We start from the raw sequence: 11,759 nt of genomic DNA on the forward strand, positions 1-11,759 counted from the left end.
ATTACTCTTTACTATTTTTAAGTAGAGAAGTACACGCTATGCCTAATAAAGTAGATGATAACGCAGAATATAAAACATGGCCAGCAAAAACAGAATATAAAAACATTACCAAAAAAGAAACCGAAAATATATTACTATTAAGAGATTTAATTGATAAAACGATGAATTTGAAATAATAGAGTAAAACAATTACTAATCCTATAATCCCAATAGAAAAAAAAGTATCCGCAAGATCCATTTCTATTAATCCACCTATCCCCCACTTTTCCTCTCTGTATTTAAAGCCATTACCTATAATAAACTTCAAAAAAGGATTCTCGGTATGCTTTGAAAAATATAATGCACTTTCAAAAAAAACACTCCTAGAACTAGTCAAAAATTGGACAAAGTTATTAGAGTATAAATTATAAAAGTAAAGAACTCTATTATAGGTATTCAAAAGCGGTACGCTAAAAAATCTTAAAATAATAAAAACAATAAATACTAATGAAAAAACCGAGACAAATAATATTTTCAATCTGCTAATTAGCGTAATCTTTATATTTAAAATAACCTCTTTGAAAAAAAGAAATAAAAACCACAGTAGGCAAAAAATAATTCCTGTCTTTGTTCCTATTAGTACTAGACATGCAATATTCAAGAGGTAAACCAGTCCGTTTTTTAAATAACTTTGTTTTTTATTAAAGGATTTAAAAAATAGATCTCCCATATATATATTTAAAAATATAAAAACCACAGTTATATCATTTGTGGCAGTAAAAAAGCCCTTAAACCCACCGCCGTTATTATATGTACTATTACCCATCCCTAAAAAATAAGGTATAAGTAGCAAAATTGGAAAAAAGACGGAATATAAGAATACAATTCTATTTATATAATTTTCCTGTTTTCCTACTATAAATTTCTTACTAAACTCTATAATAAATACAGATAATAATAATTTGAGCAAGGTTGAAACGTCATTAAATAAATAATTAATATCTCCATTAATAGCAGTTTGGAGAAAAAGCAAGGAAAAGAGAAGTGCTGTTATACTATACACTACTAAGATACTTTGATTAACTTTAAAGTAAATCAAAATGCTAAGGATCATAAAAAGAAAAAATAAAGCTCTGTAGGCAATGCCAACAATTTGTATATTAAGGGAAAGCATAACTACGCCATTAAAAAAATCAACAAATGGTAGTAAGATTAAAAAACAATAAAAACTTTTAATTATTATATCTTTTTTTAGCCGTAACATTAAAAGAAAATGCACTCCTTCAATAAAACTCATTTCTTCACTTTGGATAATCAATTTATTTTCAAGATTCTAATATGTGTCACAAAAAAGTATTTTTAAATATTACAGATCGAGTGACAAAGTACCTGCAGTTTCGCCTAGTCTTTGACTATCATTATTATATACGGTGGTTCGGATAGAGATTCTACCAGTCTCCAGTAAAAAAAATATGTGATTACGAAAACTTATAAGTGTTTGCAATACTTAAGGGAATTTAGATATATTCCTCTTAAAAGCTATACTTTAGACCTTAGTTTATACATACAAAGGAAACTCTTTTAGAAACTCTTTTCTTAATTTAAAAGAATTTCCATTAACATTTTTTTAATATATTTTTTTTTGTACTTTATGACAGATCTAACACAGTTATTTTTAATTTCATTGACTTTTTCATCACTAAGATTAAAAAACATTTGCAATTTCTCAGATAAATCATCAGACGATCCAAAATTAAATTTATATCCGTTATGACCATCTCTAATATAATATTTTGGGGCAGCATAATTTGATGCAATGACTGGAATCCCACAAGCTAATGCCTCTAGACCAACCAACCCTAAACTTTCCGATTTTCTTAGTGTGGGAAAACAAAAAACGTCAAAGGCATTATAATATGTACCTAATTTTTCTTGAGCTACAGCTGGCAGTTTAATTACAAATTCACTTATTGATAATTCTTTAACCATTTTATCAAATTGTTTATTTTGTCTCCCATCCCCTATAAATATAAATTTGTAGTTTCCTGCATTAATTATACCCTTATGCTTTAATTTAAATATAGAATTTAAAATTACATCCCAACCTTTACCATTATCTATTCTACCAATATAACCAACCACTTTCATTGCGGGTGATAAATTAATATTCACACTTTCTCTGCATTTTATTTTCGATTTAGGGTGGAAGACTTCTTCATTAATACCTGAAGAAGGAAAAATATAAATTTTTTCTTTTTCAACCTTAAAAATACCAGATACACACTCTTTATAATAATCAGAAGGAACTACAATCTTCCTACATTTTTTTAAAACTTGATTAGTAATTTTTAAAAAAAACTTATGAATAGCTTTTTCAGGAAACACATCACTACCGTGTAGATTAAATACTAGATTAAATTGCTTCAATTTTGTCAAAAAGAGGAACGGCAATGAATTTTGTCCAGCATAATGAACGTAAACTATATCATAATTTTTTGTTAAGACGAAAAAGAAAATTTTAAAATAATATTTAACGTAATTAATAATCTTTGAAATAAAATTGCTGTTTTTAGTGAGCACAACAGTTTCAACATCTATATTCCTGTCATTACATATCTCAATAAAGTTCTTAACAAAAGTACCATAAGAAGGGTACTTTTTCGAAGGGTACATATTGGAAATTAATAACATTTTCATTTTAAGTAACCCATTTCTATTCATAATTTCAAAATATCATTTATCAAAAAATCTGCCAAGCCATTAGGAAGACTTAGTTTTTTATATTCTTTTTGTTCGATATTAATAATTGCCTCTTTTAAATCTTCAATGTCTAGTACCACTTCTGCGTATCCATTATTTTTGAACATATCGCTTATTTCAAACTGATGATTATCCACATGTTCCCTCAAATCTGCTCTCCTAGGGATTATAATTGTTTTCTTGTTATTTCTTAAAGCCTTTATAATTGAGGACGTTCCACCATGTGTTATTACAATATCACTATTTTTAATATAATTATTAAATGCACTTTCGTCAATCATGCCCAAATTTTCAGCGTACTTTGAATTCTTGCTATGACCATTTTGTATTACAATCTTATTTTTGTTTAAAAACCCAATCTCAATCAAATTATCGATTTTATCTATGACTCTATTCATAGGAAAACGTTGAGTACCTAAAACGACAAATATCAATATAAACTCCCCTTATAAATTGCCTTTGGATATATTTTCTGCATTGTCGGCCATTGGATAAAAAAATAATCAGCAAATTTGTAAATTATTCGCCCAGTAATTGTAGGAGTTCTTGTTTTGGAAAAACTTTCAATAAATATAATTTTTGACTTAAATATTTTAGCAAAAATCAAATAAGGAACAGTGACTCCGGCACCAGTTGAAATAACATAGTTGGGTCTATGTTTCAATACATAGTACAAAGATTTAATTGTATTTGAAATCATAGTTAAAAAAAACAAGATATTCTTTCTATCCTGCTGTTTTAAAAAAAAGATATCATTACGATTTTTTAAAATCATATTTTTTTCTGTTACAATATATAGTATGTCATTTTTCTTTTTATTTTCATTAATTTTTTTTATAATTTCATTTAATTGTGTCCAATGGCCACCCGTTGAACTGATTACAGTTATTCTCAAATTTCAACCCCTCACAACCTTATAATTATACACTACATTTTGTTATATTAATAAGCACTATTGGGTATCAAAAATATTTTTACCGTTTTTAATAAAATTAAAACATCAAAACCCAGTGACCTATTCTGGATATATTTTATATCTAACTCAACCATCTCTCTAAAATTGAGTTCACTTCTTCCACTTACTTGCCACAATCCTGTACATCCTGGCACTACCAATAATCTTTGTTTATCATATTCGGAGTAGAGTTTAACTTCTCTCGGCAACGGTGGCCTTGGCCCGACTAAACTCATTTCACCTTTTAACACATTCCAAAGTTGGGGGAGTTCGTCAATACTTGTTTTTCGGATAAACTTGCCAATTTTTGTAACTCTTGGGTCCTCTTTTAATTTAAACATAGCACCTTCAATTTCATTATATTTCAAAAGGTCTTTTAGTTTTTCTTCCGCATCGGACACCATGGAGCGGAATTTATACATGTAAAAGGTCTTGCCATTTTTTCCAACTCGTACTTGTTTAAAAAAGACTGTCCCTTTAGGATCTTCAATTTTTATGAGAACAGCAACAATTAAAAATAACCATGATAAAAAAATGAGCCCCATACTCGCACCAATTATATCCATCCCACGTTTTATCATTGTATAGGTTTTTTTCTCTTCAAATTCAATCTTTTTTGTGGTCTCTATTTTCTGGGTAGCAGAGGACCTTACAACCGAACTGGAAGCATAACTGGTGTCAGCCACTTCAAATACCCCCTATTTCGTTTCCAATACACTTGTATTTGTTTTTTCAATAATTCCTTTCATTATTTTTAACAAGTCTTGGCTGATTGTCTTGTCTTGTAAAGCCATTTCAATTTGGGATTGAATAAATCCAAGCTTTTCCCCTACATCATACCGCTTGCCCTCAAACTGGTAAGCAAATACTCTTTGAATCTGATTCAGCTGCTGGATGGCATCTGTTAATTGGATCTCGCCACCGGCCCCTTTTTCTTGTTTGTCCAGGAACATAAAGATTTCTGGTGTCAGTAAATAGCGTCCGATGATGGCCAGATTGGATGGTGCAGTGCCTTGTTTTGGCTTTTCGACAAATTTGTCAACTTGATATCGGCGGCCTTCTTTGGAAGCGGGTGCGATAATGCCATACCGGTGTGTTTCTTCTTCCGGGACTTGCTGGACGCCGATAACGGAAGAACGGGTTTCTTCGTACTGATCAATGAGTTGTTTTAAGCATGGCGGATCGTTTTGGACGATGTCGTCACCCAAAAGGACCGCAAATGGTTCGTCGCCGATAAAGTTGCGTGCACACCAAACGGCATGCCCCAAGCCGAGTGGTTCTTTCTGTCGGATATAGTGGATATTGGCTAAATTTGAAGAATAGCGGACTTTATCTAAGAGGTCGAATTTTCCTTTTTCAGCAAGGTTTTGTTCGAGTTCCCAGGCGTTGTCGAAATGGTCTTCGATCGCGCGTTTTCCTTTTCCGGTTACAATGATGATGTCTTCGATACCGGATTCAACGGCTTCTTCGACTATGTATTGGATCGTAGGCTTGTCCACAATTGGCAACATTTCTTTTGGCATGGCTTTCGTAGCAGGCAAAAACCTTGTTCCGAGGCCTGCAGCCGGGATAATTGCCTTTCTCACTTTTTTCACGTAAATTCCTCCTTATTCTAATTGATTTTTAAGATTTGCGCAGTACGATAAAAACAATCGATATTTGTTCTTCCAACATTCGAGTATAAAAATAAATGTTCGGGCATCTAACCCGCCCTCACACCATACTCTTGACGACAGGCGTCTAAGGTGCACACACACCCACAGCATGGCCGAGTGCCTCGCACGATAACGGATGAGAGACATACCCGAAATAGCTATTCCAAAATCAAGAAATGCTGGATAAAACTGCTTGCTAAAAACAGCAGAGTAGCCCCCATAGTTTCCTTCATATCCCCTTGATGCTTTTCTCAAAATACTTAAAAAGAAAGTCAGTTAAAACAAACCAAACAATTTCTTTTGTCTTACTGGCTGCGGAATTTCTCTGTATATGGATTGGCCGCCTGCAAGCAGTTCGGCGTTCTCTGTAAAGAAATAGAGCATATCCGCACCGTATTTCTTTTCAATTTCGTCCGCTGCTTCATCCATTTTAAAAGCACGCGTTTTTACATTATGGGCGTCTGATGCAAGAAAATGGGTGAGATTTGCTTCTATCAGCTGTTCAGTGAATTTTTTAATCTTTTTCCCGAAAGCACCCGTTAAGCTTGCGGCTGTAATTTGTGTTGCCACACCATTATTCACCATTTCATACAACCGATCCGGATGCTGGATCAGTTCCGCGTTCCTTTCCGGATGAACAATAATTGGCATTAAGCCCTTCACTTGTATCTCATATAAAAGGGTTTCCGCATAGCGCGGCACATGCCCCGAGGGGAACTCGATAAACAGGTAAGAAGTGCCGGCCAGCGTTTGAATTTCTCCTTTTTCATAGTCTTCCAAAATTTCGCCATAAATCCGGTTTTCCTGCCCTGGCAGAATCTCCAGATCAATTTGTTCTTCTTTCAATCTTTCATTCAGTTCATTGACTTTTTGAACGATTTCTGTTTTGCGGTTTTCATATTTTCCGTTCATATGATGAGGGGTAGCAATAATCTGCTTGATCCCCTGGGAGACGGCTTGTTTTGCCATATCAAGGCTGTCATATATGGTTTGCGCACCGTCGTCAATTCCCGGCAAAATATGGCAATGAATATCCATCATCCCGTACCCCTCCAAACATGTGAAAAAATGAAATTTCGTTTCAATGAAAACCAAACTCTATACAAAATTATAGTGCATTTTTATCATTTTTCAATAGTAATTGGAAAATTTTCACTTAAGTGTTGTCAATCTTTTCCGTAATAGTAATAATAATGCGTATTTTGGGTTTTCTTGTTGTTTAAGACGACTCCAAGCAGATTGGCATTTGCAGATTCCAGCAATTCTTTCGATTTTTTGACAGCATCTACTTCCGCTTTCCCGCTTGAGACGACAAGAATCGTGCCGTCACACTGATTGGTTAACACTTGCGCATCGGTGACAGCCAAAACCGGCGGCGTATCCAGTAAAATGATATCGTATTGTTCTTTTGCTTCTTTTAAAAATTCCTTCATTGCCTTTGAGCTTAACAGTTCTGCCGGATTTGGCGGAATCGGGCCGCTTGTCAGGACATGCAAATGGTCCACATCTGTTTTGGCCACCATTTCCTCGAGCGTGCCCTGTTTTGTCAGCACGGTTGTTAAACCGAATGTATTCGTCATCCCGAATGTATAATGGACAGTCGGGCGGCGTAAATCGGCATCGACAAGTAGAACCCTTTTCCCCTGTTGGGCAAAGACGACAGCGAGGTTCCCGGTAATAGTCGATTTTCCTTCTCCCGGCCCGCTTGAAGTGACCATCAAAAGCTGCAGGTCATTGTCGACGGAAGAAAAACTAATGTTTGTACGGATCGTCCGAAATTGTTCGGAAATCGGTGACGTTGGATTTAGCTTTGAGATTAATTTTCTTCTTGTGTTCAACAGCTTTGTTTTTTTAGGCGCCAACCGTCTCAACCTTTCTTTTTGTTTTTTTTCCTGCGCGGTTCAAACCATTCAGTTCTTGATCGTCAATCTGCCCAATCACGCCAAGGACAGGCAATTCCAACATTTGTTCAATATCCTGCTCATCTTTAATCGTGTTGTCGAGGTATTCAAGCAGAAAGGCAATCCCAACACCCACCATCAGGCCGACAACAAGTGCAATCGCAATATTCAGGAATGGTTTCGGGCTAACAGGTCCCGTAGGCACTTGTGCTTTCGAAATAACAGTCACATTGTCGACTTTCATAATGTTTTTGACTTCTTTTTTGAACACTTCCCCGATTTTATTGGCAATTTTTGCAGCCATATACGGGTTTGTATCTTTTACTGTCAAGGTAAAGACTTGTGAATTTTGCTCTGTACTGACTTCAATTTTATCGTTCAGTTCGTCTGTTGTCATGTTGAGTTTCAGTTCGTCAATCACTTTATCTAAGATTGACGGGCTCTTAATAATCACATTATATGTATTGACCAGCTGAACGTTTGTCTGTACGGCATTCGTGGTATACATCGATTGGTCATCGCTTGCTTTATTGACAAGGATTTGTGTCGAAGATTCATAGACAGGCGTTACCACAAAATAGGTTACAATGGCTGTCACAATCATCGCCCCCAGTGTAATCAGCGCGATCATCGAAAGCCGTTTGCGCAGCACCTGCATCAATTCTTTTAAACTAATTGTGTCTTCCATAAGTTCCTCCCTTTAGATCTGCAGCACAAATGCGAAATAGATAGAAAACTATCATACATTATATCATAGATCATCCCGAAATTTGCGGGAAACTGAAATAAATTTAAACAATTTGATACACTTTGTATTAAACCACAATATTTTGCAGAAAGAAACCGGTTAGATAATCTTCCTGTATTTACCTTTGGCGGATTTTCTTTCAATTTTGGTTGTGCAATTTGTCTTTTTTTGTCATAATTTTTTATAGGTTTGCACGGGCGTTTCATAAGTGATGATGAGCGGAGGTATGATGTATGAAAATATTCACGGCGATTTTGTCGGCTGTTGTCGTCATTGCCGTATTGGTAGCTGGGCACCTGTACTGGGGGTATAAAACGGATCCAAGCCGGTTCAAGCCGGATTCTGTAGCAGTAAAAGCGGAAAAGGCAAAGGCAGAACCGGCCACGGGGAAAAAGCGGTCGGTAAACAAAGCGGACCAGCCGGAGACTTCCCTAGTGGCTTACACGAAAAACTGGCCGAAAAAAGCCCGCGCGGATTTTAAAACCGCACTTTCCAAGGAGCGGGCCTACAAAATTGCGATTGTCGGTTCGGATGCGATGGGTGCGGATAAGCATGGCTGGGGGCCGCAGTTGAAGCAGGCGTTGAATGATACATACGGCAGCCATGTGTCGGTTTCCCTTTTTTCTTACCATTTAAATTCCGACGAGTTTATCCGCGAAGGCAAGTATAAAGATGTCGCCCATTTCAAACCGGATCTGATTTTGTTTGAGCCGTTTATTTTAATCAACAACGGAGCTGTGGCGATGGACAATCAGCTTGATGATATCAAAACGGCGGCTGCTGCCTGGGATGATGCCGTGCTGATGATTCAGCCGTCATACCCGCTCTACAAGGCAGCGAATTATCCGGCGCAGGTGAAAGAGCTAGCGTTGTACGCAAAAAAAGAAGGTTACACATACCTGGATCATTGGAAAAACTGGCCGGACCCGGACAGTGACGCATTCAAATCGTATGTCACCTTTCAAAATGGCGAACAAACCGCCCCAAGCAACAAAGGCACAAAAGCATGGTATGACTACTTGCGCAAGTTTTTCATCGCAGAGTGAGGAAGCATCAACGCTTCCTCTCTTTTTGTTCCATATTCTTTCTGATTTTCTCAAGGGCTTGTCTCCGCCATTTTTTTACCGCCTCGACGGATTTGCCTTCGCGAAATGCGATTTCACCTTGTTTCAATTGTTCATAAAAAGTAGCCACTACCCATTTTTTCTCTTTTTCCGTAAGGCCGTCGCAATACGACAGCAATGTTTCAAGCTCAAGCGGGGGACGAAGCGACTCGTCCACTTCAACATTCCAAAACCCCTCTTTCGGAAATGCAAACATTTCTTCCTCCCTCCGCCTTTTCGTGAGTTCGGACAGCATTTTCCCGCGGATCGTGTTGTACGCGTAACTTGTGAATGACCCTTTGTCGTCCTGCCTGTTCTGATACGCTTCCCACAGCGCAATCATACCGATCTGCTCGAACTCATCGATGTTTTTGTAAATGCGGAGTTTGCGGATCATATGAAAAATCATCGGCCGGTATTGCCTGAGCACTTCTTCAAAATTTTCCACTTTGCTTCCCCTTTTGGAAAGCGCGCTTTCCTTGAATTCCCGGGTTGATTGTAAAATAACAGGTTCAAAGGAAGAGGGCGAACCGGCGATCGTCATTTTTTCGTTTCCAAAACATCCTGTTTTCCGCGGGAAAATTTGATATTTTTTAAGGGAAAACGTGAAATTTTGGCCAAGATTTACATGGATTAAAAATAATAACAAAATTGTAAATTCATGCTTTATTTTTTAGAAATTTATAGTATAATAGGACTATAAAAATCAATGATATCCCTCTTCTTTTGGGGAAGGATACTTTGATGGCAGCAAGACATGGCACCCCTGGCAATTCTGCCCCTGAAAGTGAAGCGGGAGGGAAAGCACAAATTAACATGAGGGGGTATTTTTTGTGACAGAAAAAATTGACTACCTAATCAGGAAAGAAACGATGGCGCTGGATACCGCATTTGATCCGGAATATCAAACAGTCATTTATGATCAGGACGGCGTTTTTCGCTCACGGAAGAGCAAGCTTGAATTATTACGGGACGCTTGCATCCATTACCGGATGTGCGATTTTGAAGGCGTTCTCAAGGGAACAAAACAAATTTTTAACTTTAATAAGGCACCGATTGTGGTGGGGGATGGTTTGATTGCAACACCGACAAAATCCCCGAGATCGTATGACTGCCAGTTCATTTTCCTGGCAAACATAATAGACTTTGATGCCACGGCGGACGGCCTTTATGTTACTTTTTCCAATCAGCAGCAGCTGAAACTGAACTGCTCCGTGCATACATTTCAGAAACAATTCAGCCGCACGATTATTTGTGCCAGCTATTACCATGGCCTCGGCAAATACATACCATGGAAGAAAATGATCTAGGGGCTGTTTTCAGGTGCTTTGAGAACGGGCGTGCAATCGTTGAAATTGGGCGTTACGCCGAACGCACATCCACTCTGCAACACCATCCAACTTATGTACGCATGCGTTTCCTTCATTCCAGTTTTGAAGCTGGACGGAGATGATGCGCATGCGCTCCCTTTCCCCACCGATTACCCACGCTCCACAAAATATCACAGCTCTGTTGCCTGCTTTTTGCAAATGGATATCGCCTTGTTGCAATCTTTTTATATTGAACTCTATCTCTTTCTCCTGTTGTAATAGGTGTATTTTTGGTTGTGGCGGTGCCCCTATTTGATTTGGTTTTGGCCCTTTATTTTTTTGCTTTTGGACGTGATAGGTCAAATTTTGCGCAAATGATCTGCGCCGGTCGGATAACTAGCCTGTCCATTTATTTCTTTTGCATTTTTCGTTTATCGGCCTGTGATCAGGGAATAGGAAAGATGAACAATATGAATGGGAGGAATGAAAATGGATCAAGACTCCACGAAGGACAAGCTCAAAGGAAAAGGGAACAAATTGAAAGGCGAAGCAAAAGATACGTGGGGTGAAATCACCGGCGATGCGGAAAAACAAGCTGAAGGCAAAATGGACAAATTGAAAGGCGAGGCCCAGGACTCGGTCGGTAGTGCAAAAGACCGCCTCTCCCGTAAGTAAGCCATTTGCATTTGGTAAGTTGCTAGAAAGCAATGGAGCTTTTGGACTTTCATTGGCTAAGAACAGAAAAGAACGAAACGGCTCAATGCGGATTTTCCACTCATGCCGTAAAGGATACGGCATGAGTGGAAGAATGAAAATTAGCCGCAGTCGCCGCACATTTTTAGATAGATGGATGTAAAGCCCGGATTTCGGTATTCGGGCTTTTTTATATGGGTATTTCCGTGGAAATATTGCTGGTTTTGTCGAGATGAATCGTATCTTGTCATCTTGTCATGCCACCAAAAACGTCAATATTCGCAGCCATTGGGAATGTTAAGTTATGCAAGGATGATGACAGCACTGGCCGAATTTGAGATGTACAGGTTTTATTCAGCCGGCGTTGATTTAGCGTAGACGTTCAATGCCACAGGGAACGTGGTAGGTGAAAGCATGGCGTTATTTTATATAGAAAGAAAGCGGGTCAAGCATGTTCGTACGTCTATTCTTCTATCATATCGAAGAAGGGCTTGCTGGCAAGTGGAATTTGTTCAGAAAATCCTGTTCAACATGCACAGTTTTCAGTGGAATGTTTCCCGTGGAACATTGAGGGCGGAACAGAAAAATCGGGTTAGCGCAGATTTTGTCGAATCATTTGGTTTTTTGTAAAAAGCAACATGGCACTGGACTCTGA

The 11,759-nt window shown here is 37.7% G+C and carries 13 protein-coding genes; 3 read left to right on the forward strand and 10 right to left on the reverse strand.

Annotated features, from left to right (window positions below):
• Nucleotide 1: 1 nt before the first annotated feature.
• The 9 genes from ABR335_RS15210 to ABR335_RS15250 all read right to left on the reverse strand — a co-directional run bounded on the left by ABR335_RS15210 (nucleotide 2) and on the right by ABR335_RS15250 (nucleotide 7,938).
• Nucleotides 2-1,276, reverse strand: coding sequence for an O-antigen ligase family protein (locus ABR335_RS15210; RefSeq protein ID WP_350346353.1), 1,275 nt, complete (start codon nucleotides 1,274-1,276; stop codon nucleotides 2-4).
• Between the two features lie 299 nt (nucleotides 1,277-1,575).
• Nucleotides 1,576-2,676 (reverse strand): glycosyltransferase family 4 protein, encoded by a 1,101-nt coding sequence (locus ABR335_RS15215; RefSeq protein WP_350346354.1) that lies wholly within the window; start codon nucleotides 2,674-2,676, stop codon nucleotides 1,576-1,578.
• A gap of 20 nt (nucleotides 2,677-2,696) precedes the next feature.
• Entirely contained in the window at nucleotides 2,697-3,173 is a 477-nt protein-coding gene (locus ABR335_RS15220; RefSeq protein ID WP_350346355.1) for a glycosyltransferase, read from the reverse strand.
• Complete coding sequence (gene pssD, locus ABR335_RS15225; protein WP_258922023.1) at nucleotides 3,170-3,634, reverse strand: PssD/Cps14F family polysaccharide biosynthesis glycosyltransferase; 465 nt, start codon at nucleotides 3,632-3,634, stop codon at nucleotides 3,170-3,172. Before pssD ends, ABR335_RS15220 begins: the two co-directional genes overlap by 4 nt.
• Before the next feature lie 47 nt (nucleotides 3,635-3,681).
• Nucleotides 3,682-4,380: a sugar transferase gene (locus ABR335_RS15230; protein ID WP_350346356.1), complete on the reverse strand. Its 699-nt coding sequence runs from the start codon at nucleotides 4,378-4,380 to the stop codon at nucleotides 3,682-3,684.
• A gap of 12 nt (nucleotides 4,381-4,392) precedes the next feature.
• Nucleotides 4,393-5,289: a UTP--glucose-1-phosphate uridylyltransferase GalU gene (galU, locus tag ABR335_RS15235; RefSeq protein ID WP_350346357.1), complete on the reverse strand. Its 897-nt coding sequence runs from the start codon at nucleotides 5,287-5,289 to the stop codon at nucleotides 4,393-4,395.
• A gap of 336 nt (nucleotides 5,290-5,625) precedes the next feature.
• Nucleotides 5,626-6,390, reverse strand: coding sequence for a tyrosine-protein phosphatase (locus tag ABR335_RS15240; protein ID WP_350346358.1), 765 nt, complete (start codon nucleotides 6,388-6,390; stop codon nucleotides 5,626-5,628).
• A 125-nt stretch (nucleotides 6,391-6,515) separates the two neighbouring features.
• Complete coding sequence (locus tag ABR335_RS15245) at nucleotides 6,516-7,211, reverse strand: CpsD/CapB family tyrosine-protein kinase (RefSeq protein ID WP_350346359.1); 696 nt, start codon at nucleotides 7,209-7,211, stop codon at nucleotides 6,516-6,518.
• Nucleotides 7,201-7,938 carry a YveK family protein gene (locus tag ABR335_RS15250; RefSeq protein WP_350346360.1) on the reverse strand — a complete coding sequence of 246 codons (738 nt, stop codon included), beginning with the start codon at nucleotides 7,936-7,938 and terminating at the stop codon, nucleotides 7,201-7,203. The genes ABR335_RS15245 and ABR335_RS15250 overlap by 11 nt, the downstream gene beginning before the upstream one ends.
• A gap of 293 nt (nucleotides 7,939-8,231) precedes the next feature.
• Here ABR335_RS15250 and ABR335_RS15255 point away from each other — a divergent pair, with 293 nt between their 5' ends.
• Nucleotides 8,232-9,044: a hypothetical protein gene (locus ABR335_RS15255; RefSeq protein WP_350346361.1), complete on the forward strand. Its 813-nt coding sequence runs from the start codon at nucleotides 8,232-8,234 to the stop codon at nucleotides 9,042-9,044.
• Nucleotides 9,045-9,051: 7 nt separating this feature from the next.
• Here ABR335_RS15255 and ABR335_RS15260 read toward each other — a convergent pair whose 3' ends face one another.
• A complete protein-coding gene (locus ABR335_RS15260) occupies nucleotides 9,052-9,645 on the reverse strand; it encodes a sigma-70 family RNA polymerase sigma factor (protein ID WP_104851703.1) in 594 nt (197 codons plus the stop codon).
• Between the two features lie 289 nt (nucleotides 9,646-9,934).
• Here ABR335_RS15260 and ABR335_RS15265 point away from each other — a divergent pair, with 289 nt between their 5' ends.
• Nucleotides 9,935-10,411, forward strand: a complete 477-nt coding sequence (locus ABR335_RS15265; protein ID WP_014096247.1) for a competence protein ComK — start codon at nucleotides 9,935-9,937, stop codon at nucleotides 10,409-10,411.
• A gap of 489 nt (nucleotides 10,412-10,900) precedes the next feature.
• On the forward strand, nucleotides 10,901-11,086 hold the full coding sequence (locus ABR335_RS15270; protein ID WP_017550938.1) for a CsbD family protein: 186 nt from the start codon (nucleotides 10,901-10,903) through the stop codon (nucleotides 11,084-11,086).
• Nucleotides 11,087-11,759 lie beyond the last annotated feature (673 nt).

This window comes from Heyndrickxia faecalis, assembly GCF_040267745.1.
GTDB lineage: Bacteria > Bacillota > Bacilli > Bacillales > Bacillaceae_C > Weizmannia > Weizmannia faecalis.